General features: G+C 65.4%; 18 protein-coding genes and 2 pseudogenes. 8 read left to right on the top strand and 12 right to left on the bottom strand.

The annotated features are described in order from the left end of the window. Positions 1–174 precede the first annotated feature (174 nt). The gene (locus IQ782_RS18205) at positions 175–1,104 is read left to right on the top strand and encodes a polyhydroxyalkanoate depolymerase (protein ID WP_194136093.1); all 930 of its coding nucleotides are present in this window, start codon (positions 175–177) and stop codon (positions 1,102–1,104) included. Between the two features lie 12 nt (positions 1,105–1,116). Here the strand turns inward: IQ782_RS18205 and IQ782_RS18200 are convergent, their stop codons facing one another. From IQ782_RS18200 to acsA, 8 genes and pseudogenes are all read right to left on the bottom strand, one after another. Beyond that, complete coding sequence (locus IQ782_RS18200; protein ID WP_194136092.1) at positions 1,117–3,693, bottom strand: PD40 domain-containing protein; 2,577 nt, start codon at positions 3,691–3,693, stop codon at positions 1,117–1,119. 88 nt (positions 3,694–3,781) lie between these two features. Next, positions 3,782–6,433 carry an alpha/beta family hydrolase gene (locus IQ782_RS18195; RefSeq protein ID WP_194136091.1) on the bottom strand — a complete coding sequence of 884 codons (2,652 nt, stop codon included), beginning with the start codon at positions 6,431–6,433 and terminating at the stop codon, positions 3,782–3,784. A 327-nt stretch (positions 6,434–6,760) separates the two neighbouring features. Then, a complete protein-coding gene (locus IQ782_RS18190; RefSeq protein WP_194136090.1) occupies positions 6,761–8,833 on the bottom strand; it encodes a [FeFe] hydrogenase, group A in 2,073 nt (690 codons plus the stop codon). Positions 8,834–8,867: 34 nt separating this feature from the next. Continuing rightward, on the bottom strand, positions 8,868–9,125 hold the full coding sequence (locus IQ782_RS18185) for an acyl carrier protein (protein WP_194136089.1): 258 nt from the start codon (positions 9,123–9,125) through the stop codon (positions 8,868–8,870). Continuing rightward, positions 9,122–9,775, bottom strand: coding sequence for a 2-oxo acid dehydrogenase subunit E2 (locus tag IQ782_RS29840; protein WP_240989385.1), 654 nt, complete (start codon positions 9,773–9,775; stop codon positions 9,122–9,124). Before IQ782_RS29840 ends, IQ782_RS18185 begins: the two co-directional genes overlap by 4 nt. A 133-nt stretch (positions 9,776–9,908) precedes the next feature. Then, a pseudogene (locus IQ782_RS29835) lies at positions 9,909–10,253 on the bottom strand (biotin/lipoyl-containing protein); the annotation flags it as partial. Positions 10,254–10,305: 52 nt separating this feature from the next. Next, positions 10,306–12,315: a pyruvate dehydrogenase (acetyl-transferring) E1 component subunit alpha gene (pdhA, locus tag IQ782_RS18175; protein WP_194136088.1), complete on the bottom strand. Its 2,010-nt coding sequence runs from the start codon at positions 12,313–12,315 to the stop codon at positions 10,306–10,308. Further along, a complete protein-coding gene (gene acsA / locus IQ782_RS18170; protein WP_194136087.1) occupies positions 12,312–14,027 on the bottom strand; it encodes an acetate--CoA ligase in 1,716 nt (571 codons plus the stop codon). The genes pdhA and acsA overlap by 4 nt, the downstream gene beginning before the upstream one ends. A gap of 237 nt (positions 14,028–14,264) precedes the next feature. Between acsA and IQ782_RS18165 the strand changes: the two genes are divergently transcribed. From IQ782_RS18165 to IQ782_RS18145, 5 genes are all read left to right on the top strand, one after another. Further along, positions 14,265–16,130 carry a heavy metal translocating P-type ATPase gene (locus tag IQ782_RS18165; RefSeq protein ID WP_194136086.1) on the top strand — a complete coding sequence of 622 codons (1,866 nt, stop codon included), beginning with the start codon at positions 14,265–14,267 and terminating at the stop codon, positions 16,128–16,130. Between the two features lie 570 nt (positions 16,131–16,700). Further along, positions 16,701–17,120 carry a CBS domain-containing protein gene (locus IQ782_RS18160; RefSeq protein WP_194136085.1) on the top strand — a complete coding sequence of 140 codons (420 nt, stop codon included), beginning with the start codon at positions 16,701–16,703 and terminating at the stop codon, positions 17,118–17,120. Next, the gene (locus tag IQ782_RS18155) at positions 17,117–17,584 is read left to right on the top strand and encodes a host attachment protein (protein ID WP_338092608.1); all 468 of its coding nucleotides are present in this window, start codon (positions 17,117–17,119) and stop codon (positions 17,582–17,584) included. Before IQ782_RS18160 ends, IQ782_RS18155 begins: the two co-directional genes overlap by 4 nt. A gap of 400 nt (positions 17,585–17,984) precedes the next feature. Beyond that, the gene (locus IQ782_RS18150) at positions 17,985–18,737 is read left to right on the top strand and encodes a response regulator transcription factor (protein WP_194136083.1); all 753 of its coding nucleotides are present in this window, start codon (positions 17,985–17,987) and stop codon (positions 18,735–18,737) included. 162 nt (positions 18,738–18,899) lie between these two features. After that, on the top strand, positions 18,900–19,733 hold the full coding sequence (locus IQ782_RS18145) for a universal stress protein (RefSeq protein WP_194136082.1): 834 nt from the start codon (positions 18,900–18,902) through the stop codon (positions 19,731–19,733). A 412-nt stretch (positions 19,734–20,145) separates the two neighbouring features. Here IQ782_RS18145 and IQ782_RS18140 read toward each other — a convergent pair whose 3' ends face one another. Then, positions 20,146–20,484 carry a hypothetical protein gene (locus IQ782_RS18140; protein ID WP_194136081.1) on the bottom strand — a complete coding sequence of 113 codons (339 nt, stop codon included), beginning with the start codon at positions 20,482–20,484 and terminating at the stop codon, positions 20,146–20,148. A 440-nt stretch (positions 20,485–20,924) separates the two neighbouring features. After that, positions 20,925–21,350, bottom strand: coding sequence for a DUF2267 domain-containing protein (locus tag IQ782_RS18135; protein WP_194136080.1), 426 nt, complete (start codon positions 21,348–21,350; stop codon positions 20,925–20,927). An 83-nt stretch (positions 21,351–21,433) separates the two neighbouring features. On the opposite strand from IQ782_RS18135, the pseudogene IQ782_RS18130 reads away from it, so the two are divergent. Then, positions 21,434–22,105, top strand: a pseudogene (locus IQ782_RS18130) (IS110 family transposase); the annotation flags it as partial. A gap of 535 nt (positions 22,106–22,640) precedes the next feature. Here the strand turns inward: IQ782_RS18130 and IQ782_RS18125 are convergent. Beyond that, complete coding sequence (locus tag IQ782_RS18125) at positions 22,641–23,291, bottom strand: BON domain-containing protein (RefSeq protein ID WP_194136079.1); 651 nt, start codon at positions 23,289–23,291, stop codon at positions 22,641–22,643. Positions 23,292–23,615: 324 nt separating this feature from the next. Here IQ782_RS18125 and IQ782_RS18120 point away from each other — a divergent pair, with 324 nt between their 5' ends. Beyond that, entirely contained in the window at positions 23,616–24,632 is a 1,017-nt protein-coding gene (locus IQ782_RS18120) for a zinc transporter ZntB (protein ID WP_194136078.1), read from the top strand. A gap of 29 nt (positions 24,633–24,661) precedes the next feature. On the opposite strand, the gene IQ782_RS18115 is transcribed toward IQ782_RS18120, so the two are convergent. Beyond that, on the bottom strand, positions 24,662–25,132 hold the full coding sequence (locus IQ782_RS18115; RefSeq protein ID WP_194136077.1) for an adenine nucleotide alpha hydrolase family protein: 471 nt from the start codon (positions 25,130–25,132) through the stop codon (positions 24,662–24,664). Positions 25,133–25,524: the final 392 nt, after the last annotated feature.

Here is a 25,524-nt window from a genome sequence, read left to right as displayed (position 1 = left end):
GACCTACAGCCCGGCGCGAACCAGCCGCGATACACCTCTTTCGGGATTTGTCAGGTGACTTGCGGCACGGGGCCGGTGCCCGTCACAGAAAGGACCCTGCGCCTTACTCCGTTCTACGCCCTGCGGCTGTTCGAGCCTGCGGGTCTGACCACCCCTGCGCCAAGGGTGCTGGTTGTGCCGCCGCTCTCGGGTCATCTGCCGGTGCTTCTGCGCGACGTCGTACTTGGCTTGCTGGCGCACGGCATGCGCGTCGCGGTGCTGGACTGGGCGAACGTTCGCCACGTGGATGTCGCATGCGGCCGTTTCGGCTTCGATGCCAACATTGGCGCAATCGCCCAGGCCATCCTGCAGATTGGTCCGGGCGCGAATGTCCTCGCGCTCTGTCAGGGCGGCGTTCCGGCCCTTGCCGCCACCGCCGACCTCGCCGCCCGCCTCCCCGGATCTGAGCCCGCCGGGCTCGTGTTGCTCGCCGCACCGGTCGATCCGCTGGCCAACCCGACGCCGCTGGTGACTCTCATCCGCAACAAGCCCCCTTCGTGGTATCGCATCGTCCCACTGTCACGGCTACAGGCAGGGCACGAGGGCCAGCGACGTTGGGTCTATGCGGCCGAGACACAGCTCGAGGCACTGACACAATATCTCAAGAGATCGCTTGAGGCCGACATCGAAACCGAACTGGTCCGCAAGATGCGCGAGGATGACGGTGCTGATCCGCTGCGGTTTCCTTTCCGCGACCTCTATTGCGCGGTGATGGATCTTGATGCCCGTCTCTTCACCGAGAATATCGGTCACGTCTTCCTGTCGCGGGATATCGCCCAGGGCACGCTCACGTTCTGCGGGCGGCCCGTCGAGCCCGCGGCGCTGCGGCACACGCTGCTCATCACGGTGGAAGGTGCCGAGGACGAGATCGCGGCGCCGGGCCAGACAAGCGCCGCCCATGCTCTCTGCCCAGGTCTGCCATCCGAGCAACATCACACGATCATCCTGCCCGGCTGCGGCCATTTTGGCCTGTTCCACGGTCGGCTCTGGCACGAGACCCTCTGCCCCACCCTCTGCGAAATGATACGTTCGCGCTCAGGCCAGCGGGCAGGTACCGGGCACTAGAACCGGCCGGTCTCAGGTGAACAGGAACGCCTCCGCGCCGAGGGCGAGCCTCAGCGGGTCGAAATGCAGGTAGTCCGTCCGCAGCGGCTCGCCGCCATCGGGCCGCCCGATCAGTTCGATCCTGTCACCGGGGGCGAGATCGAGGGCAAATAGCGTATGCTGCGCCGCGCCGGCCGGGGTGACGATGGCATCGCCGAAATCGCCATCCCACAGCCAGCTGTCCACCTCCGCGCCGTTGAGCCACACGCTCATCCGACTGACACCGTCGCTTTCGTCGAAATAGCCGATGGTCAGATCGTAGAGTCCCGCCGCGCCGTCGAAATCGTAGAGCGCGCGCTGATCGGGCCCGCCGCCGGCCTGCAGATATGCGTCGCCGGAGGCATGTGGGTTCGTGAAGATCTGAAAATCCTTGGTGATCTCCAGCGTTTCGGCCTCGACGTTGAAAGGCGCGGTGGCGGCGGGCGCAGGCCGGATGTCGATGTAGTCGGTGCGCAGCGGCTCTCCGCCATCCGCTGTGCCCGCCAGTGTCAGCATGTCGCCCGTTTCGAGCGTGACAAAGGGGATCACCCGCTTTGACGCGGCGGCCCCGGTGACGGTATTCCCCGCGGGATCGGCATCCCAGACCCATGCGTCGAGCGTCTCGCCATTCACCTCAAAGCGCAGGCTGCTCGCCCCGTCCGCCTCGTCGAAATATCCGACGATGATGGTGTAGACACCGGCCGCGCCCGAGAAACCGCCCGACGCCACCGCCTCACCGCGGCCCGCGACCTGCAGGAAAGCGTCCTCCGAGGCCCAGGGATTGCGCTGCACCCTGAAGCCGCTGTCGATGTCGATAGCCTCTGCCTCCGTGCGCCCAAGGCCGATCTGGGCGGGCGGACGTGTGAGATCGCTGTACTCGACGACATAGCCGAATGCCTGGTTCGGGTTCGGCGGGACGCCGCTGTCGGCCCATGTGCCGGTGGCGTAGAGAGAGTGTGCCGTCAGGTAGTCCTCGCCCGGCGGCTCGGACCACGCGTTGTTCGGCTCGTATCCGCCCCAGTCGGCATAGCCCAAAGCCCCGGAAGAGCGTGTCCAGAAGACGTCCCCGGCTTCGGGTCCGGTCGCCCATTCCCAGACGCCCTCGGCGCGTTCGTCGGTGCCACCGGCCCAGACGTTCGGCGGGGTCATCGCGAGGATGAAGTCATTCTCCTCGGCCGAAGTGATCGTGGCGAGATAGCCGGGCAGACCGAGATGGCTGCGGCTCTCCGCCTCGGCTTTCGCCTCGGCCCGTGTCAGCGGCCCTTCGACATATTGGTACCAGTGCCCATTGCCGCCTTCGGCTTCGGACCATTGCACGATCTCGCCAAGCTCCTGTTCCTCGAAGGTGGAGATGAACACGTCCCAGCCGCCATTCGTGTCGTCCGCCACGAGGTTGGAAGCGGCGCTGGTAAAGACGATCCCCGAGCCGTCCGGCAGAAACTCATGCCAGAAGCTGATGCCGTCTCCGATCTCGCCCGCGACATTCGTCGAGACCGCCGTCACCGTCCCGGTGATCAGGTCCTTGACGAAGATATCCCATTCGCCGTTGCTGTCGCGCACCGAGAGGCTGGTGGTGTCGTTGAAAAAGGCGATCTTCGTGCCATCGGGCGAGAACACGCCGCCGTAGCTGTCACCGATCCATTGGTTGCCGGAATTGTCGGTGGTGACCATCTCGACCGCGCCGGTGATCAGGTCCTTGATGAAAAGGTCCTGCGAGCCGTTACCATCATGCGCCACGAGATTGGTCGCCCGGCTTGCGAAGAGGAGCTTCGTGCCATCTGCCGAGAAGGCACCGCCGGAGCTTTCGCCGTTGCCCTCTGTGCCGTCCGAAGCCACTGAAACGCGCGTCACCGTGCCGGTGGCGAAGTCCTTGATGAAGACATCTCCCACGCCGTTGCCATCGTCTTCGATAAGATTGTCACCGCGACTAAAGAAGGCGACGGTCGCTCCATCGGGAGAGAAGGAAGAGTCAGCGCTGGAGCCATTGGCCCCCTCTCCCTCGGCACTGCTCGAGATCAGGGACACCGCGCCGCTGGCGATATCCTTGAGAAAGACCCCGTATCCCGTGAAGTCGACGCCCGGCACAAGATTTTTTGCGTCGCTGAGAAAGGCGACCTGCGTTCCGTCCGGCGAAAGCTGCGCGCCAAAACCGGTACCCTGCGCGACCATGCCCTGAGCATCTGACGAAACGAGCATGTCCTCTCCGGTCAGGAGGTCCTTGAAGGCCACCGCCTCTTCCGCGAAGAACGTACTGCCCGGCGGGTAGAGGTATGTGACGCCGAAAGCGACCCGTGTGCCATCGGCGGAAATCGCCGGGTTCCAGCCGCCTTCTTCCGTGGCGGCGACGCTGGGATCGACGGTGAGCCGTTCCACGACACCGGTCGTCAGGTTCTTGAGGTAGACGTCGCCATATGTGTTGACGTCTTCGGGCACCAGCTTCGACGAGCTCTGGAAGACGAGCCATGTGCCGTCCGCGCTCAGATGCCCTTGGCTGCTTGCCTTATCGCCCTGCACCCCGTCGCTGTCTGTGGAAACCAGATCGACCGATACCACCTTGAGTTGCGTCGCCATGACCCTTCCCTCCAATGATCTGTTCAAAATCGCCTAAATCCACGTGGCCTTCCGGGCCCTTCGGTGATCGGGCAACCTGCCGCCCGGTTCAGAGCCCGAAGGGGTAGGTCTCATCCTCCCCCGCGACCACGCGCGTCGGCACGGGGGTGACGGCGCGGGTCTCGTCAAACCAGACCAAAGCGTCATATTGGTCAGGCAGCGTGGCGTGGGAGTAATGGCTCCAGCGCTCGGTTTCGGGGCGATAGATGACGCCGATATAGCGCTCGAGCCGGGGGTCGCGGAGCGCGCGGCGCAGCGCCGGGTCCATGTCCTGCCCCATGTCGAGCAGGAACCGCTTTTCCCCGACGCCATGGCAGAGCGCCTCGTAGCTGTCGGGCCGCGAGGGGCGCACGGTCTTCACTTCCATCGGTGCATCCCATTCCGAAGCGGCGGCCACCGTCCCGCTATGGGTCCCGAAGCCGATGAGCACCGCTTGTCTGCCGAACTCCTCGCGACAAAGCTGCCCGATGTTCAATTCGCCTCGCGCGCTGCCCATGTCGGTGAAGCGCGCATCGCCGATGTGGGAATTATGCGCCCAGACGACGGCCTTGGCGTCGGGGCCGCCGCGGTCCAGCACATGCTTGAGCGTCTCGAACATATGGCCGTCGCGCAGGTTCCAGGATTCATGCGAGCCGTAGTACATCACCCGGTAGTAGCGCTCTGCATTGGCGACGAGCCGCGCGTTCTGCACCGCGTCGAAAAACTCGTCCCCATCGCGGGCGGCGTAGAGCAGCTCGCTCTGCAGCAGATCGAGCAGTGTGCGCATCACCGGCGCCTCGCAGAGAGCATAGCCGCGACTGAGCGAGGCACGGCCATAGGCGGCCAGCTCCTGCGACCAAGGGTCGATACAGCCATAGCGCTGCCGGGCCTCCCGCGCCGCCGCCGGATCGACCCGGTCGAGATACTCCAGCACCGCAGCGATCGAGGCTGTCATGCTGTAAAGGTCGAGCCCGTGGAATCGCACCTGTTCGTCAGGTTCCACCTTGGCATTGTGGTCGCGCAGGCTGGCGACGAAATCGTCGAACTCGCGATTGCGCCACATCCACGTCGGAAAGCGCGAGAACGGCAGCCGCCGCGGCGAAGCGCCGGGCCTGCTGCGGATGTAGCGGTCGATCATCGCCGCATCGGGCCAATCGGCCTCGGCGGCCACAAGGGTAAAACCGTGCCGCTCGACGAGGCGCATGGTGATCGCCGCGCGCGCCCGGTAGAATTCCGAGGTTCCATGCGAAGCCTCTCCCAGCAGGACAATCCGTGCGCTGCCGTAGTCATCGAAGGCGGCACCGAAGGACGGCTGCTCGGGCCTGGGCAAGGGGATCACGGCGCTGCGCAGGGCGGTGACGATCTCGGCAGGCCCCTGAAGATGCCGTTCGGGCTCTGCCCGCACCGTGTCGGGAAGGACCTGCAGGTAGTGCTCGAACCAGTTGCAGGCGAGTTCGGTCGCCATCTCAAGCGCACCCGGCTCCTCGAAAAGATGGCTCGCGCCGGGCACGACCTTCAGCATTTTCTCGCTTTCGAGGGCGAAGAGCGCCTGCCGGTTCAGGGTCAGAACGTGTTCGTCATGGCCTCCGACGATCAGCAGCGTCGGCGCAGTCACCTGCGCCAAATGCGCTCCGGCAAGGTCGGGCCTGCCCCCGCGCGAGACGACCGCGCCGACGTGTCCGCCAAGTTCCGCCGTGGCGACGAGCGCAGCCCCTGCCCCCGTGCTCGCCCCGAAGAGACCGATCGGAAGATCGGCGACATCGGGCTCGCCCGCCACGTAGCCCACCGTTTCTACGATCCGTTCGGCCAGAAGCGGAATGTCAAAGACGTTGCGCCGGTCCTGCGCCTCCTGAGGGGTCAGCAGGTCAAAGAGCAGCGTGGCAAAGCCCCGCTCGTTCAGCACATCGGCCACGGCACGGTTGCGCGGGCTGAGCCGGCTTGAGCCGCTGCCATGGGCGAAGATGATCAGCCCGCGCGGATCCGCGGGCACCACCAGCTCACCGGCGAGAGCCAGCGGCGGCACCGCGACGCTGCGGCGCGATGGCGCGCGATGCGGCTGCGCGTCCTCTGCCCATGCCTGACGCAGAAGGCCGACGGTCTCTTCGTCGCTGAGCTGGTGGAAATCATCATAAAAACCGCCGACGCCGAAAAAGCGCTGCGCGGGGTTCAGGCAAACGACCGTGTCGGCCAGCACGGAAAACTCCTGCGCCACCGCGGCTGGTGCCACGGGCACCGCAACGCAGATGTTGCGCGCGCCTTGGCGGCGCAGGCCGATGATCGCCGCCTTCATGGTGGCGCCGGTGGCCAGCCCGTCGTCGACGATCACCGCCGTCCGGTCCGCCGCCGAAATCTGTGGCCGGCCGCCGAGGTAGCGCGCGCGGCGCCGCTCGAGTTCCACGAGTTCCCGCGCCCGCGCCTTTTCCAGGTAGTCGGCATCATTGCCCGAGCTGCGCATGACCTCTTCGTTGATCACCATCTGCGGCGCCACGCCGTCGACGATGGCTCCCAGCGCGACCTCGGGTGCGCCCGGCGCACCGATCTTGCGCACGAAGATCAGATCGAGCGGCGCCTTCAACGCCCGCGCGACCTCCAGCGCGACAGGCACACCGCCGCGCGGCAAGGCGTAGACAATCGGCTGCTGCAATGCCATCGACGCAAGACGGGCGCCGAGCTTGCGCCCGGCGTCTGCGCGATCGACGAAACGCTCCCTCTGCTGAACCATCGCAGGATCCTCCCGACCGAAGCTGACGTCCCGGACGGGCCCGCATATCGAGAAACGCGCCGCAGAGGGACTGGCAGGGGAGTCTCGCATGGAACCTGCGCCGCCATCTTGACGGTCATCATCGTCGCCGAAAGACCCTGAAGCGAAGCGGACCGATGTGTCACAAGCGCCTGTTTGCGTGCGCGCATTCCCGGTCTTCGCGCTATGACACGGTGCGATGCAGCGGCGCTGCCAGCACGGGGTGCCTCGCCTCGTCCACGCATGCTTTTGAAAGAAAATCGATCGCTCGCGACTGCGGTATCGAACCCCGCCCCTGGTTTGCAGGCCTCAGAGGGTTGCGCGTGCGAGCCTTAAGATGACCGTTCTCGGACCCCCGTCGCGCTCGATGGTCTGAAGGTCCAAATGGAACCTGCTGCGGCTGCCGTCCGGGGCGAGAACCGTGAGATCGTCGACGCTTGCGGCGGTCTCCATCCGATGCCGTACAAACTCCGAGCCATATCTTCTTGGCGGCAACGTGCGGCTGATGAACGACCCGATCTGGTCCGCGCCTTTGATCTCGCCGTAGGCCGAGGCGGTCGACCAGACCGCTTCCGGGTGGAAAAGCTGCGCGGCCGCCGCCCCGTCCCGGCGGTCGACACAGTCAAGGAACCGCATCAGAAGCGCTCGTCGCGAGTGTCGCGCGGCATAGTGGGTGTGAAGCAAAAGATGCGCCGCCGGGGAATTCGGTGACTGAAGCTCCGATGCATAGAGCGCCTGGACATCCCCGTTCTCGTAGGACCTGCGGCGCGGTGCGTTCGCATCGATGGCATAGATGGCCGCAGCGCGTTTGCGGAGTATTTGCGGGTCCATCGACTTTGGCTCACCGCCGCCGCCGAGGCAGCCCCCGACGCAGGCCATGACCTCGACGGCGACGTAATCGCGCCGCCAGCCCTCTCCCTCGAGCATGCGTTGAGCCGTGGCGATGCCGTTGCACACCGCGACCGTGCCGACACCGGGTATGGTCGCGGTCTTGATGCCCCGCCCGACCCCGCGCAGCGCCTCCCACTCCAAGGGAAGGTCATGGTCCGCGCCCTTGAGATGCGCGACGGTGCGCACCATGGCTTCCATGACGCCCCCGGAGGCGCCGAAGGTCTGCGCCGCGCCGGTGCTCTCTCCCAGCGGGCTGTCGAACTGCCCGTCGTCGGGGAGCGCGGCGAAGGGAATACCCCGCGAGCGGATCATCCGGGCCAGTTCCCGTGTCGTGAGCACGTGGTCCACGTCGCCCGACTGGCCGGGGCGGCGGGCCTCGTCCTTCTTGGCGGTGCAGGGCATCACGCTGACGACATAAGGTTCCGCCCGACCCGCGGCGAAATCGGCACCGAGGGACCGCACGAAGCCGCTGCGCTTGGCAATCACGCCGTGCATCTGCTGCGGCGATTTGGTCGTGCTCAGATGGGGCAGGAGATCGGGACGGTTGAGCTCGACCCAATTGACCCAGCCGGGGCAGCAGGAGGTGAACAGCGGCAGCCCCGTCCCGGCCTCCAGTCGCGACAGAAGCTCGGAGCCTTCCTCCATGATCGTCAGGTCGGCGGCGAAGTTGGTGTCGAAGACGTAGTCGAACCCGAGCTGCCGCAACGCGTTGATCAGGCGTCCGGTGCTCACTGTGCCCGGCGTCAGGCCGAACTCCTCGCTGATGGCGACCCGCGTCGCCGGGGCGACCTGCACCACGGAGACGCGGCGATGCGCGTCGAGCGTCTGCAGCACCTCGTGCCAGTGCGGGGTCTCGATCAGCGCAGCGACCGGGCAGACAAGCGTGCACTGGCCGCAGGAGATGCACTTCGTCTCTCCAAGGGGCGCGTCGAAGACGGTGACGGGCCGGCGGTCGAACCCCCGACCGGCAAAGCCGATGATGAACTGCTCCTGCACGGACTCGCCGCAGACATCCGCACAGAGCCCGCATTCGATGCATTTCGACAGGTCTCGCCAGATGCTCGGCGACGTATGGTCATCCAAAAGCACATCGGCCGTGCCAACCGGACCGGCGGGAAGCTTCGGCCAGAGATCCTCCCACTGGTTTTCCCGCACGAGGGTCTGGAGCTGGCAGGCGCCATCGAGTTCGCAGCGCATGCAATCGTTCGGATGGCGCGCGAGCAGCCATTGCGCGTCCGCCCGCCGAAAGGCCTGCAGGGCGTCGGTGTCGGTTTCGATCCGGGTGCCGTCCCTGGCTTGGGTGCGGCAGGCCGGTTGCGGGTCGTGCGCGCCCGAGACCTCGACAAGGCACATGCGGCAGGCGGCATGGGCGGGCAGGCCGGGGTGATGACACAGCGTCGGGATGTGCACCCCCGCCGCCCGCGCCGCGTCGAGCAGGGTCGCGCCCTCCTCGACCGTGACGCGCCGTCCGTTCACCCGAACCGTGATCATCCGCCCACGCCTCCCCCCTCTCCCGACGCTGAGATCATCCCTGCCCCGAGGCGCCTGCCGCCTGCAGGTAGGGAACCGCCAGGGCCAGCGTGGCGATCTGCGGGTAGTCGGCCTCGGGGATGTCGATCCCGAGCCGGTCGTGCAGCGCCGCCACCAGGTTCAGCACGTCCATCGAGTCGAGCCCGAGATCGCGCTGGATGTGATCGCCCTCGCCCAGGCTTTCCGGGTCGATGTCGGGCGCCACGCCGACCAGCGCGTCGATGAAGGTGCGGCGCATGTCTGTCTCTGTCATAGGTCCTCCGGCGTTGCGATCTGCTGTGCGAAGGCGGCAAGAAAGCGCGCCGCCAGCCGACCGTCGCTGACCCGGTGATCGGCCGAGACGGTCACCGTCACGACCTGGCGCGGAACGATCGCTCCGGCCACCACCCAGGGCCGGAGCTGCGGCGCACCGATACCGACCAGCGCCACTTGCGGTGGAAAGATGACCCCGGCCATCGCCTCCGCCCCGGTCTCGCCGAGGCTCGAGACGGTGATCGTGCCCTCGCTCATCTCCGAGCCGCGCAGCCGCCCGGCGCGGGCGCGCATCACGAGGTCCCGCATCCCGGCCATCGTGCCGGCAAGGTCCATCCTGTCCGCGCCGATCAGCGCCGGGGCAACCAGCCCGCCACCGCGCAGCGCGACCGCCACGCCGACGTTCACCCCGGAGGCCGGGAGAAAGGCATCGTCGCGATAGTGACCGTTCATCACCGGAACCGCCTGAGCGGCAAGCACCACCGCGCGGACAAAGAGCGCTCCGAGCAGAAGCCGCCCGTCCGGTGGCCGCCCCGCGTTGCGGGCATCGAGCCAGTCCCGCGCGGGCTGCACGTCCATGGTGGACGAGAGGTAGAAATGCGGAATCTCGCGTTTGGCACGGGTCATCGCCGCGGCGATTGCCCGGCGCATCTCGGTCTGGGCGGCGACCCGCGGTCCCGGTTTCGCCGCGACAGGGCCGGGCGGGGCGATCGGAGCGGGCGGGGCGACATCCGCGAGAAGGATTGCACCCCCCCGGTCCGCTGCCGGTCAGCCCAGAGAGTTCGATGCCAAGCTCGCGGGCCCGCACCCGCGCCGCCGGCGAAGCCGCAGGGCTGCCCGATCCCTGCGGCGGCGGGGAGGACACGGGCTGCGCAACCGGGCGGTGTGGCTGCGGCGGCTCGGGGGCGCTTGCGGCGGGAGGCTCTTCGCCCGGCGCGAGGATCAGCGCGAGCGGCGCGCCGACCGGCACCTCTGTTCCGATCTCGGCGCGCAGCTCTTCGACGATGCCCGCCTCGAAGCACTCGATCTCGATCGCGCCCTTCTGGGTTTCGACCACCGCCACGACGTCGCCGCGGGACACGTTGTCGCCCGGCTTCACCAGCCATTCGGCCAATGTGCCGGCCTCCATGTCGGAGCCGAGTGACGGCATGGTGAAGAGACCCATCAGCCGCCCCCCGCCATCAGCCACCCCCCAGCAGCGCGCGGACTGCCGCGACGATCGCAGACACCTGCGGGATCGCCGCCTGCTCAAGGTGACGGGCATAGGGGATCGGCACCTCTGCCGAGCAGACGCGGCGGACCGGCGCGTCGAGCGTCCAGAACGCCTGCTCCATGATCCGCGCCGAGACTTCCGCCGCCAGCCCGCCGCTGCGCCAGCCCTCGTCGACCACCAGCGCCCGGCGGGTCCTGGCAACCGAGGCGATGATCGTCGCCTCATCGAGCGGCCGCAGGCTGCGCAGGTCGATGACCTCGGCGGAGATCCCCTCCCCCGCCAGCGCCTCGGCGGCCTCCAGCACCTTGAACAGCGAGCCACCGTAGGTGATCAGGCTGAGATCCGTCCCGGCGCGGCGGATGGCGGCCGAGGCGATCTCCACCGCGCCCGCGGCGCTGTCGATCTTGCCGCTGCGGTTGTAGAGCATGACGTTCTCGAAGATCAGCACCGGGTCCGGATCCTGCAAAGCGGTCCAGAGCATCCCGCGCGCGTCCTCCAGCGTTGCCGGTGCGAGCACCTTCAGCCCCGGGATATGCGCGTACCAACCCTCGAGGCTGTGCGAATGCTGCGCCGCCAGTTGCTTGCCCGCGCCGGTGGCCATGCGGATCACCAACGGCACGCCGAACTGCCCGCCCGACATGTGGCGCAGCGTGGCCGCCGAGTTGAGGATCTGGTCGAGCGCCAGCAGCGAGAAGTTCACCGTCATCAGCTCGACGATGGGCCGCATGCCAGCGGCGGCGGCTCCGATCCCCGCGCCGGTGAAGCCGCTCTCGCTCAAAGGGGTGTCGCGGATGCGGTCCTCGCCGAACTCCTCCAGCAGCCCCTTGGAAACGGCATAGCAGCCGCCGTAGGCCCCCACATCCTCGCCCATCAGGAAGACCCGTTCGTCTCGCTCAAGAGCGTCGCGCAGAGCGAGCCGGAGCGCCTCTCGGTAGGTGGTCTCGACCAGTTCTCCGGATGGCGCGGGGGCGGGCGGCGGCGCGGCGGGCGGACCCAGCACATGGGCGGTCAGACTCTCGACCGGCTCCCAGTGTCCCGCCTCGGCATAGGCCACGGCATCCGCGATCTCGGCATCGACCTGCTGCTCGATCTCGGCCACCTCCGCCTCGTGAATCAGCCCGTTCTCCAGCAGCCAGCCGCGAAACTTCACGATCGGACCCTGCTGGCGCCAGCGCTCCACCTCCGCCTTGTCGCGGTAAAGCTGGGGGTCGAACATGGAATGCGCCCGGAAGCGGTAGGTCAGGCATTCGAGAAACTGCGGGGCGCCGGTCTCGCGGACCTTCGCAATGGCGCTGCGTGCCGCGACCTCGACCGCGACCACATCCATGCCGTCGACCTGCCGCGCCTCGATGCCGTAACACGCCGGCTTGCGCGAAATGTCGGTCAGCGCCTCGGTCCGGGCCAGCGCGGAGCCCATGGCGTAGCCGTTGTTCTCGCAGACGAAGAGCACCGGCAGCCGCCACAGCGCCGCGAGGTTCATCGCCTCGTGGAACTCGCCCTCGGCCACCGCGCCTTCGCCGAAGAAGCAGGCGGTGACGCAACCGCTGTCCTGCATCCGGTCGGCCAGCGCCAGCCCGGTGGCGAGCGGCAGCCCGCCGCCGACGATGGCATTGCCGCCGTAGAATTTCCGCGCCGCGTCGAAGAGATGCATCGAGCCGCCCCGCCCACCCGAGCAGCCCTCGGCCTTGCCGTACATCTCGGCCATGACGGCGGTCATCGGCACGCCGCGCACCAGCGCGTGACCATGCTCGCGGTAGGTCGCCACGATCCGGTCGCGCGGCTCCAGCGCCGGGATGACACCGGCGGCAACGGCCTCCTCGCCATCATAGAGATGCAGGAACCCGCGTATCTTCTCCTGCGTGTAGAGCTCGGCGCAGGTGTCCTCGAACCTGCGGATCCGGATCATCTGCCGCAGCAGCGAGAGCACATGCGCCCGGTCGAGCCTGGGTTTTGTCGCGCTGGTGTCCGAGGGGCTCATGACTCGTCCGTCTCCAGCGTGGAAATATCGCCCTCGGGCAGGCCCAGCTCGCGCGCCTTGAGCAGCCGGCGCATGATCTTCCCCGAGCGCGTCTTGGGCAGGGTCGTACGGAAGATCACCTCGCGCGGGGCCACCGCCGGCCCGAGCCGCGGCCGGGCATGCCCGCGCAGCGCGCGTTCCAGGTCCTCCGAAGCCGAGTAGCCGGGGTTGAGCGTCACATAGGCCTTCACCACCTCGCCCGCCGTCTCGTCGGGAACGCCGATAACGCCGGCCTCGGCGACGGCGGGGTGTTCGATCAGTGCGCTTTCCACCTCGAAGGGCCCGATCAGATGCCCGGAGCTCTTGATCAGGTCGTCGGCACGGCCGACGAACCAGAAATACCCGTCGGCATCGCGCATCGCGAGATCGCCGCTGAGGTACCAGCCGTCCGCGAAGCACTTGTCATAGCGCGCCTGCTCGCCGAGGTAGGCGCGCATCATCGACGGCCAGCCGGGACGCAGCGCCAGCTCGCCGACCTCGCCGTCGCCGAGCTCGTGCAGCCTGTCACCGTCGCGCTGCACGATGCCCGCCGCGATGCCCGGCAACGGCGTGCCCATGGAGCCGGGCCGCACCGTCATCCCCGGCCGGTTGGCGATCATGATGCCGCCGGTCTCGGTCTGCCACCAGTTGTCGTGGAAGGGCTGACCGAAGACAGCCTCGGACCAGATCACCGCCTCGGGGTTCAGCGGCTCACCGACGCTGGCCAGAAAGCGCAGCGAAGAAAAGTCGTAGGGTGCCGCCACCTGCTGGCCGGAGCGCATCATCATGCGGATCGCGGTGGGGGCGGTGTACCAGACCTCGACCTTCTCGCGCTGCACGGTTTCATACCAGCGCTGCAGGTCGAACTCTGCCTCGTCGACGATCATCATCGCCCGGTTCACCAAGGGTGCGATGATGCCGTAGGAGGTGCCGGTGACCCAGCCGGGATCCGCCGTGCACCAGTAGATCGTGCCGGGCTTCAGATCGAGCGCAACGCACCCAGAGAAGGCGTGGTAGAGCACCGCGCCGTGAACGTGGACCGCGCCCTTGGGGCGGCCCGTGGTGCCCGAGGTGAAGTGGATCAGCGCCGGGTCTTCGGGCCCCGTCGGAACCGGCTCGAACGCGGGCATCGCCGCCGCCAGTGCGGGGCCGAGCGCAACACAGCCATCGGGCGCCTCGTCGCCGAGGATCAACACCAGCCGCAGCGAGGCCATCTGGTCCCGCCAGGGCGCGATCTTGCGCCGGTAGAGCGCCAAGGTCGTCACCAGCACCGTTGCGCCACCGATCTCCATGCGTGTGCGGATCGGCTCGGGACCGAAGGCTGAAAACAGTGGCGTGAACACCAGCCCCGCCTTCAGCGTGCCGAGCGCGGTGACGTAGAGCTCCGGCACCCGGCCCATCAAGGCGTAGACGCTGTCGCCGCGGTCCAGCCCATGCGCGCGCAGGACGTTCGCGAACCGCGCCGTCTGCTCCGCAAGTTCGGCAAAGGAGAGCGCGCGTCGCGCACCCTCTGCTCCGAACCAGAGCAGGGCGGTGTCCGCGCCGTGCCCATGACGGACGTGGCGATCCACCGCCTCGTAGGCGATGTTCACACTGCCACCCGGTGCATCGATCAGCCCGGGCACCTCGGACCAGGGCGCATTTGCATCCTGCGCCGGACCCGACCGGACTTCGAGTTTTTCGCCCTGAGACATGGCCTCCTCCCGAAGCCGTCCTCTCCTCGACACCCTAGGTCTACCCGCTTTTGCCGGAGCGCCGGTTGACGTGCATCAATGCGCGCGGCTCCGGACGGAGATGCGCGGCTCCGGCGACACCGAGCCGCGCGCCGAGGACATCGTGCCGCAGGCGGACCCATGGCGCCAAAGTCTGCTGTCAAACGCCGCCCTCCCATGCTTTCTTCGGCGTCGAGACGCACGCAGCCTCGGGACGCCATGCTGGAAAAATCCGGAATCTTCGGTATCGACCGTGTGAAGACCGCGACGCTCGGGCTGGCGCTGGCGGGCCTCGTGGCGGGGGTCTTGCTGCACCTCTTCGGCCAGCCCGCGCTGGCGCGCAGCGCCTGGATTGCCGGCACCCTGCCCGCCCTTGGCGCGCTGCTGCTCGAGATCGTCGGGAGTGTCCGCCGCGGCGAGGTCGGGCTCGACGTGCTGGCCGCGCTTTCCATGTCCTCGGCGCTGCTCTTCGGCGAAAGCCTCGCCGCCTGCATCGTCGCACTGATGTATTCCGGCGGCACCATGCTCGAGGTCCTCGCCGAGGGCCGGGCGCGGCGGGAGATGCACGACCTGCTCTCGCGCGTGCCGCGCTTCGCGCTGCGCCATCGTGACGGCCAGATCGACCGCGTGCCGCTCGACGCGGTTGCCCCCGGCGACCGGCTGCTCATTCCTCAGGGCGACGTGGTGCCCGTCGACGGCACCATCCAGTCCGAGGGTGCCTTTCTCGACACCTCGGCGCTGACGGGAGAGTCGCTGCCGCAGCGCATGGCCGTAGGCGGCGAGGCCCTGAGCGGGGCGACCAACGCGGGCGAGCCCTTTGACATCATTGCCACGCGCCGCGCCGAGGAAAGCACCTATGCAGGCATCGTACGATTGGTCGAGGCGGCGCAACGCTCGAAGGCCCCGATGGCGCGGCTGGCGGACCGTTGGTCGCTAGGGTTCATGTTGGTGGCGGTCACTATCGCCGTCGTGGCCTGGTGGGCCACGTCGGACCCGGTGCGCGCGGTGGCCGTGCTGGTGATCGCCACCCCCTGCCCGCTCATCCTCGCGGTGCCGGTGGCGCTGGTGGCGGGCTTGTCACGGGCGGCGCACTTCGGAGTGCTCGTCAAGGGCGCAAAAGCGCTCGAGGCGATGGCCCGCATGCATACGCTCGTGCTCGACAAGACCGGCACGCTCACCGACGGGCGGCCGCGGATCACCGGGATCGAGAGCGCCGGAGCGCTGACCGAGGACGCGCTGCTGCGACTGGCGGCCTCGCTCGACCAGGTCTCCAAGCATCCCGTCGCCCAGGCCATCGTCGCCGCCGCCAAGGCCCGGGCGCTGGCGCTTGCGACCCCGGCGGAGGTGCACGAGTCGCCGGGCGAAGGCGCAGAAGGCATCGTCGAGGGGCGCCGGGTCCGCGTCGGGGGTTTCAGCTACGTCCATGCCGCACTGACGGCGCCCGGCACCCGTCCGGAGGCGCCGGGTGCCGGGGCGGTGATCGTGGCGGTGGATGGGTCCCCGGCGGGCCACCTGGTGATGGCCGACCCGCTGCGGGACGGGGTCTGCGCCACGCTGCAGGGGTTGCGCCGGGAAGGGATCGCCCGGATCGTGCTTGCAACGGGGGACCGCCCGGAGGTGGCCGCGCGCGTGACCGCGGGGCTCGGGATCGACGCGGTTCGGGCGGAGCTCAGCCCCGACGAAAAGGTCGCGCTGGTTCTGGCCGAACGCGAGGGCGGCCCCACCATGATGGTCGGCGACGGCGTCAACGATGCCCCTGCCCTCGCCGCCGCGGATATCGGCATCGCCATGGGCGCCCGAGGCGCCGCTGCCTCGGCAGAGGCGGCCGATGTGGTCCTTTTGGTGGACAGGATCGATCCGTTGGTTGCAGGCCTCACCGTCGCGCGCGAGGCGCGGATGATCGCGCTGCAGAGTGTCGTGGCGGGCATCGGGCTGTCGGTGATCGGCATGATCGCCGCGGCGCTTGGATACCTCGAGCCGGTCGAGGGCGCGCTGCTGCAGGAGGTGATTGACGTGGCGGTCATCCTGAATGCGCTTCGCGCGCTGCGCATTGCGCCGCCGCAAGAGGTGCGGGATGCCTCGTGACAGGGGCTCTGTTCGTTCACAGTAGACGGCGCAGGCTTCGTCGTGGCCAAGCACGACAGATCCCCCGTATTTCGGGAGAAAAGCACGATCCAATCGTATGTGCAGCCAAGCCGGTGCGATCGCCCGGAGTCAGGCCGCGTCGGGCAGGTTGAAGCGACGATGAGCGAAGCTGCACAAGGTCCTTGCTGCATCCCTCTTGCAGTAAAGCACATTCGCCTGAAGCAGCTGCGACCGGTGCCCGGTCTAAAGCACCTCTGCGAATTCCGCGGTGATCCCCTGCCGATGTCCGGACGGGTTCAGAGCATGGATGCCGCAACCCTCGGACACATTCCGCAGTGGAACATCCAGATCCGGAACCATGTCCAGCGAAGCGCCGGTTTTTCAGCGAGCAGAATGCGGAAGTTCTTTTCTTAATCGAGCAAAGCCAATGCTTTCTGCGCTCAAAAGGTCAGGCGCTCGCGGCTGTGCGGGTCTTTCTGCGACCGACAACAAGCAGGGTTCGACGACGCCGATCAATGCGCGCCGGCCGGAGCTCCTGAAGATTGCCTGACCGCAATGGAGGAAGCGAACATGAAAGTCAGTGAAGCCATGCGTATCTCGGCGGAATGGGTCAGCGCGGACACGCCCGTCTCGGAGATCGCCTCTCAGATGGCAAAGGACAATCTCGGAGCGCTCCCAGTCGGTCGCGACGGTCGTCTTGTCGGAATGATCACAGATCGTGATCTTGCGCTGCGGGTGGTGGCAAAGAAGCTCGATCCTGAAACAACGCTAGCCATTGAGGTCATGTCGCCGGGCATTGTCTTTTGCAGAACCGAGGAATCCGTTGAGGATGCAATCCATCTGATGGAGCAGAAGCAGATCCGCAGGTTGCCCGTTCTCGACGAAAAGAAGCGCCTGGTCGGGATGCTCAGCCTCGGCGACATCGCTCACGCAACCAGCCTGCAACTCGCTGGTGAACTGGCGCGGGCGGTTTCGGCCCATCACCAATGAGGGAGCATCAGATGAAACAACCAAAGCTCTGGTACGTCGTTCTGAATGGGCACGAAGCCCGGATCATGCACGATCTTCTCGATTCCTCGCATCCCGTTCATGCGGAAAGCGTAGTTCACGGGCCCGAACGCAGCGCGGAGGACATCTGGCGGGATCGGCCGACCCGCAGCTTCGCTTCGGCAAGGACCGGGCGCCGCTCGGCGGTTGCGCCCTCCACGGATGCGCGGCTTGAGGACAGCCGCGGGTTCCTCCGTCAAGTGTTCGAGCATCTCGAACACAATCGGCAGGCTGGAGCCTTCGACGGGCTCGTCCTGGTCGGGAGCCCGCACATGGTTGGCCTCTGGCGCGAGATGGTGCCCAAGTCGTTGGAAGCCTGCCTGCGCCGCGAGATCGTCCGGAACCTGCTGAGCACGCCTCCGGCGCATCTGGCGGATGCCCTTCGCGATACCTTGAAGCTCGACTAGCGACGTGGTCGACGCGGGCGAATGCTCGTATCGGGGAGTGAAATTCACTTCGGAAATCGATGAGTTGGATTGGTCGCATGCCGGAGCTCGACAGCCCCCGCCAACCGGCCACGAACTTGGAACGTCGGCCTTCGATCCATTTCAAAGAATGGGTCGCACCTTTCAAACCTCGGATTAAATGCCTGATCGTCCAGTACAAAGACCGCCACGGTTTTCGTCTGTTTGGGGAGGAGCAAAATTTTTAAATTCTGCATATTTTGTGGTCACTTCAGCGAAATTCTCAATGGTTGCTCTGGTCGATCAAAAATCCTCCTAGGGTTGAATATTTTATTCCGTACGCAGAGCATGTTGCCCATAGACCCAAAGCTTTGATATTTTCTCGATCAAAGAGGGAGCGCACATGGGATTAGTCACAATTCTTATTGTTGATGACGAGCGAGGCGTTCGTGATGCAATGCGAGCGGCCTTCGAGACCCAAGGCTGGAATGTCTGCGAGTGCCACGATCGGCAGTGCATGTTCGAAACCCTCAATTCTCGCAGCATTGATCTCATCACTCTCGACATAGTTCTTGGCAATGAAGATGGCCTCGAGCTGGCCAAGGAATTGCGAAAGACGTGGAATATTCCCATACTGATGATTTCAGGAAAGGCGACTCCCGAGGACAGGGTTATTGGCCTTGAGTATGGCGCGGATGACTATATCACAAAACCATTCCATATTAAGGAGGTTATTCTCCGTGTCAGGAAAACATTGGACATCTACCAGCGCGAAATATCCACGCAGTCGAACATCGTTTTCGACCATTCGCAGTTTGACGCGCAGCGAGGAGTTCTGACACATCTTGACGGCAGCCTTGTCGACCTCACTTGGTTTGAACAAAGACTCCTCGCCCTCTTCTTGCAGCATCCGGGCCGAATCCTGACGCGCGATGAGCTTTCGCAAGCCCTCAGAGGGCGGGATTGGTCTCCTGAAGATCGAACGCTCGACGGCCACGTGGCCCGGCTCAGGCGCAAGATCGAGTCGAAGGTCTCTGGGCCAGAAATGCTGATCAGATCGGTGCGCGGGATTGGATACGTTTTCACCGGTCAAGTCAGAACCACGAGAGAGCAGACAGCGCCGCCTGCCCCCGACCGCAATGACGACAGTCAATGACGCTGAAGACGGGGCAGCGCAAACTTGCTCCGGGACTGTCGGTCTTTCGGTGCTGACGATGCGATAGGCGCATTCGATCACCGGAAATTCTGGATCAAGATGATCGCGCTTTCCCTGAAATTAATTGTATCAGTCATCTGATATCATCATGGGAGCATGATTATGGCCATAAAAACAATTTGCCTCATCGTTTTCGACCAGGATGAAGCTAAGTGGAGCTTGCCTCAAGCCTTTCAACTCGCAACTTCCTATGACGCCCACGTGACAGTTCTGCACCCCTACAATCCGATGATATTCGCGGATGGCATCGGTGCCGAACCGATGATTTACGCAAGTATGCAGGAATGGGAGGAGCAAGATTCAGAAAAGATTCGGGCCGCCTTTGAAAAGGAGAACAGATCCTCCGGCGTCCTCGCCGAGTACCGGGCGCAAACCACGCTCTACGGGGCCGAGGATTTCATATTTGCGGGAGCGCGTGGGGCCGATCTAGTGCTGGCCGGCACCAACGGTGCACTCAGCCGCTCGCCCGATGATCGAAACCTGATGGAACGGGTCACGCGCAATCTTGGGCGTCCGGTGCTGGTCCTGACACCCGAGGCGGCGCTGGCCGGACCGGTCGCGCGGCTGACCATCGGCTGGAGTGACACCCGCGAGGCGACACGGGCGGCGCATGATGCGCTGTCGCTCGCCGCGGACGGGGCGGAGATTGAACTTGTCACCGTGGTGTCGCGCGCGGGGCGCGTGGTACCCGGCATCGACTCCAAGGCGGATTTCGCAACGTCTCTTGATCGCCTCGGCTTCCGTGTGACGGTGACCGAGCGCAGTGCACCGCTGGAGCAACGCGCCGAGATGCTGATCGCAGCGGCGCAGGAATTTGGCGCCGAAATGCTCGTCACGGGCGCCTTCGGCCATTCTCAGCTTTATGATTTCGTGATCGGCGCTGTCACCCGGGACCTTCTGGAATTTGCCCCCATGCCCGTGCTCCTATCGAAATAGCTTGTTTCTCCCACGGTCCGGACGCGACGGCTGCAGCATCACGGCTGCCGCGACGAGCCCTCCCGCGAGGAGCACCATTCCAAGCCTCAGCCCCGCCCTGCTGGCCAGATGTGGCAACGCCAGCGTGGCAAGCGGCAACACACCTTCTGGCAGGGGGACCGGAGGCGGAGGGCGACGGCGCAGTGCCTTGGCAATCAATGCGACCGCACTCCCAAGGAGCAGCATGGCCACCGACAGGGCGAAGAATGCCCCGCTCGGACCAAGAGCTGGTCGCAGCGCACCCAAGAGGCCCAGAACCAGGCATGTCCAAGCGCTCAACAGCAGGACGCACAGCACCGCCAGAACGACCACGTCTCGCAGCCCAGAGGCCACGGACGAGGCAATCCTCTCGCGCAGGGCGATCATATGAGGGTCATTCGCGGCGGTGAAGGAGCAGTCCCAGCACCAAGCCGAAACCGATCACGCCCAGCAATCCTCCGATCCAGCTGCCGGGGTGCGCGCGCAGGCTGCGTTCGACCCGTTTCTCGGTATCCGACATCCGGGTCTCGATTTCGCGCAACATGCGCCGCCCTTCGACGAGCAAGTCGTCGGCCGTCATTCCGACCCTCATCTCGGCCTCGCCCATGCGAGCCGCGCCGAATTCCCGCAGGCGTGCACCGAGCAGGTGGGCCGCCTCACGCAATTCGCGCAGTTCGACCGCCTCGTCCCCCTCGCGGGTTTCCGGGTCTCTTGTTCGAGCGTTATCAGGCATTGTCGTGCTCCTTTCCCGACAGAATTCGTGTCAAGTTGCAGAGGCCCCTTGGGGGGCCCCTCCTGCGGCCCGCGACGGGCGGTGTCTGCGCTGTGACCTTCCGTGATTGGCCCTTGTGAGCAGAGAAACCGGAGGTGCCCGGTGCGATCGTCCGCGTGAATGTGCAAGCTGCGGGGGTCCTGGCCGATGTCGCACGCCGTCCAGGTTCCCGTTGCAACATGAGCCCGACCGAACGGACCGATGTTTGCGCCAGACTATCATCACGCTCCGGATTGAGCATTGATTGCCGACAACCGTCTGCCCCCACGGGTTCCTTTCGGTGATGGCAGTCCCGCATCCTATCCCTGCCGGAATGAATGTGCCGCGCGCCCCGATCGGAGAGAAGCGTGCCCGAGGCAGAAGCGCAGGCGGGCCAATGGCCCCAGCACCCGGGCACCGGTCTAATCCCAGAGTTTTCGTAGCGGGCCGCGCATGGCATTCCCAACATGGGCGATTTCACCCATCGAGACTTTTCTGCGCAGCAGGTCGAAGACCGCTGTCACTGCGCGTTCCGGATCCTCCAGAGGGTCCCTGCTGAAGGCGCGGGCAACTCGGTCAAGGAAGTCCGCCTTGCTGCGTGGATGGACCGGCGTCTTTGAAGGGTCCCAGTTGGTGTAGTAAATGCCGCGGATGATCAGCGGCAGCTGCGCCCCGAGATCCGCCGCCTCATCCACGCCGAGATAGTCCCGGAGCGCATGCAAAGTCTCGGTCAACAGGAGGTAGGCGCGGCCCTCTTCTGTCCACTCGAGATCTTCGCAAAGGAGGTTGAGCCATTCCGCAACCACCTGCGGTGCCGTGTCGACGGCCGAATGCCCAGTAGCGCGCATGGAACACCTCCCTTGGCTCTGGTTCGCTTCCTAGCTTTTCATTGGAGAACAAGACCGCATTGACGCCGGTCAAAGGAGCGCCCTTGAAGCAGTTTGCATGGCTGGATGTGTCGCTCGCGAAGACGGCGGTCTGCATGCTCACCGAGCATGGCAAGATCGTCAGGGAGGTGAATGTGGCCAGCGAACCAAGGCGCTGATCGCGGTGCTTCGCGAACCGGAAGGAACGACCGAGGCGGTCGGGCTCGAAGCAGGACCGTTGTCGCAATGGCTGCACCGGGCGATGACCGATGCCGGTTTGCCTGCCGTCCTGATGGAAAGCAGACAGGTGACGCGCGCCTTGAAAGGGATGCCGAGCAAGACTGATCGCCGCGATGCCGAAGGGATCGCGCGGCTCCTGCACGTCGGCTGGTTCCGCCCGGTCAAGAGCAAGTCCGCTTCCGCCAAGCAGGTCTGCGCGGTTTGCCTGCGTCTGATGGTCCTGCCCGGAGTGGGTGCAGGCGTGGCACTCGCCTACCGCTCAACCAGTGCGGCGAGCGCGATGTCTCGGGCGGCATAACGAAGGCTGGCGACTGACCCTGCGCAGAGCCCTCTGCCAGGCCGCGACGGTCATGCTGAACCGTGGGCGCGGCACTGCACTTCCGGCCTGAGCATTTCATGTTGCCAAACGCCGCAGACGCAATCGCGCGATGGTGGCCCTGGCTCGGCGCATGGCTGTCGTGCTGCACCGCATGTGGGACGATGGCAAGAGCTTCAGGATGGTCGTCGCCACCGTACGATCCGACCCGCCTCGCCGACGCCATCGCGGGGTCCCGAGGTCCCGAAGGGTCTCGGGTCCGGTGAGGTCGGGCTCTGGACCGTCGCCAGCCAAGCCGAGCACGCCTACGAGATGGACACGCCGGACCTGCATCGAACCAGCATCTTGTCGGCGGTCTTTCAGGCTGATCCCGGACCGAAGCACGTTCCCGAAAGGCCTTGGTCCGGAGCCGCGAGGTAGCACTCGGTGCGACTGCGCCAAAACAACGCGCAAGCGGGATCAAGTCTCGCGGTCGAAATTCCTGACGGACGGAGACCTGGCACCGAAGATCTGAGCCCTCTGTATCTCGGCTTTGCTATGTTGCCCCGTCAACTTCCTTGGCCGAGGATGGTGACGGACCGGTACGTGGCGGCCGGTCCGCGGATGCCGTGCTGGGCCACCGGGCGCGTTCACAACGGGGGACTTCGCTCGGAGGCAAGAAACGACTGTGCACCCGGCACTTGCAGTTCTCAGGCAGCAACCGAAGCGGATCAGGATCACGTTAGGATCCCCATGTGATCCACGACAGAGGTGACGCCGGGCACCGCCCAGGCTGCACGCCGCGCAGCATCACGTTCGGCAAAGTTCCTGACCTTGCCTTCGAGCGTGACCTGGCGATCGGAGACGTGAACTTTTATGCGCTTTGCCTCGAGTTCGGCGTCACGCCTCAGCGCGCTCTCTATCCTCTGCCGCACATCCGAAGCGCTGACCGCAGGGACAATCTCGATGAGGTTCGAGACGGACTTTACCCCGCTCATCACCTGAATGGCCCTTTCTGCCGCGTTCTTCTCGTGTTGCCAGTGAACCTTGCCCGTGAGAGTCACCACACCGCTCTCCACCTTGATCATGATGGTGTCCTTCGGCACCGAGCTGCTCCATCTCAGCAAGTTGACGGCGCGTTGCGCGATCTCGTCGTCGGCGGTGAGGTGAGCCCCGATGGGGCGGACTTCTATTTCCTCCGCAATGGCGCGCACGCCTTTTACCCGTTTGACGATGCGCTCGGCGGTGCGTTTTTCCATGAGCGTACGGACGTGGCCTGTCAGGGTTACTGTGCCGTCTTCCACAGCGACTCCGATGTTGGCGGCGTCGAGGCTGGGATCAAATTCCAGGGCATCCACGACGTCCTGTCTGAGGTCAGTGTCAATCATCGCTTGTCCTCCGGATTTGGCTTGTGGACATCAGCGTCGCAAGCGGCCTCAGTATCCCGGAATACCGATCCTCTGGCATTGACCACCCGCAATATCGAAGCTCGATCAAAGCGCCCTATTGCGCTGCGTCCGGCCAGTTTCGACCTTTCTGGCAAAGCGCGACTGCCCCCAGGTCGGTACAGGTCTTCGCACATTGCCGATGGTCAATGTCGCCGGCATCTCAGGGGTTACTCTCGGGTGCACGCTTCTCTGTTCCGGACCGGCGCTGACCTGTCTGCCCGGCAACAGGAAGCCCGTGGCGATATTTACGGCGAAGGACATCGCATGTCGTTGGAACAAGGGAAGACACCCCGCGACAATGTGGAGTTTCCCAAAGGCGCGGTGACCATGGTTTTCGATGGCAATGGCGGCGCGCGCATGGTCGATGCCGACAGTTTCGCGGGATTTCGCGCGGCACACGGCTCTCCCGCCTTTGCCTGGCAACATCTGATGCGCGGCCACCCGGATGCGGCTGGCCATCTCGCGGCCATCGGTCTGGACGAATTCGTTACAGATGCGCTGACCGCCGAGGAAACCCGTCCCCGGTGCACTGTCCACGAAGACGGGGTGCTGCTCAACCTGAGGGGCGTGAACCCGCACCCTGCGGCAGAGCCAGGAGATATGATTTCCATACGGCTTTGGGTCGAAGCCCACCGCATTGTCGGTGTGTCGGTGCGTGCGCTTGACGCGCTCGAGGGGATGGTAAGCGCAATGTTGCGTGGGCACGGCCCTCGCTCGCCCGGTGACTTTGTCGCCAAGCTGGCGCTACGATTGGCGGACCGCGCGGAGCCGGAGGTGGCGGAGCTCACCGAGCGCATCGACAGTCTGGAAGAGCGGCTTCTCGGCGAGGATGACGGAGAAGCCCGAGCCGAGCTCGCCAGCGTCCGTCGAGCTGCAATTCTGCTCAGGCGTTATCTGGTACCGCAAAAGGATGCTCTGCTCGCCCTCGAAATCGAGGAGCTCTCATGGCTCGGAGAACGCGATCGCGCACATCTACGCGAGGCGGCAGACCGTGTTGTCAGATTGGGTGAGGAACTCGATGCCATTCGGGATCGCGCGCAGCTTGTTCACGAGCAGTTGCTCGACCAGCGAGCGGAAAGCCTGAACCGCCGAATGCTGCTCCTCACCGTAGTGGCCGCCATCTTCCTGCCGCTAAGCCTTTTGACGGGCCTCTTGGGCATCAACGTCGGAGGTATCCCCGGGGCCCAAAGTTCTTGGGGCTTTCTTGTGGTGTGTCTTGTTATAATTGCCTTAGGCAGCGCGGTCTTCCTGTATTTCAGGAAGACCGGAATGTTCAGGTGACCTCGCTGCCGACAAGGCCAAAGCCTTAATCATTCGACGCCAACGCGGGCAATCGTATTAGCCGAAACGCCGGACAGACCGGACATGGGGATCGCGGACTGGGCAGAAATCTCTTGCCCGGTCAGCGATGACAGCGACGCGCGCAGGTCCGCGGTTGCGTGAAGTTCGACGACGACATCCACGTATCGCGCAAGGCTGGAAAACTCCCGCGCGAATGTGGCCTTTGAAGCGGCAAAGGGAAAGGCGTCGCCCCGGACCCCTGCTTCCTCGAGCCATTTGGATACACGCCTCGCGAGAATGCTTGCGGTCACCCTGGCGCTCTTGGCCGCCGGATCAGGATCAAGTGGACCGAAGGAACCCGGACCACTGTTGGGTACATAGACCACGGACACCACGGTTAGTTGCGCATCGAACCAGAGCGCAGCGTCGATCGCAGCCTGCAGCTGCTCCCGCCCGTGATTGGAGCCGTCGAAATAGGTCAGCACCGTCTGGACTTTCATTCTACTGATCCTTCATCCTTTTCACGCCCTTCCAGCCGCTGATGCTCAGGGAGTAAGGAAGCGCGAGTGTAGGCGCCTTCAATCTTCTCCAGATCAAAGGCGTCTTTGGACATTCGCCGTTTCTGCCGAGCAGACATTGACGCGCATCAATCTCGGAATGCCGCGCCCTGCGCGCGAGCAGGTTGTCGCTACCTGCGGCAGGGCGACCGGCGGAAAGACTCCTGCGATCAAGGGTCGCGATCTGAAGATGTCGACACGCGATGGAGAGCCACGGGCGGGTGCGGACTTCAGACTCATTTCTCGCGGTCTGGAAGACCGCTTGGACGGGCCAAGGAGCCGTGGGCGGACAAAGCGACATTGCCGTCGACACCAGGACGATCCGTATCGTTCCT

The organism is Salipiger mangrovisoli (assembly GCF_015223355.1).
GTDB lineage: Bacteria > Pseudomonadota > Alphaproteobacteria > Rhodobacterales > Rhodobacteraceae > Salipiger > Salipiger mangrovisoli.
This window is presented reverse-complemented; position numbering and strand designations above follow the sequence as displayed.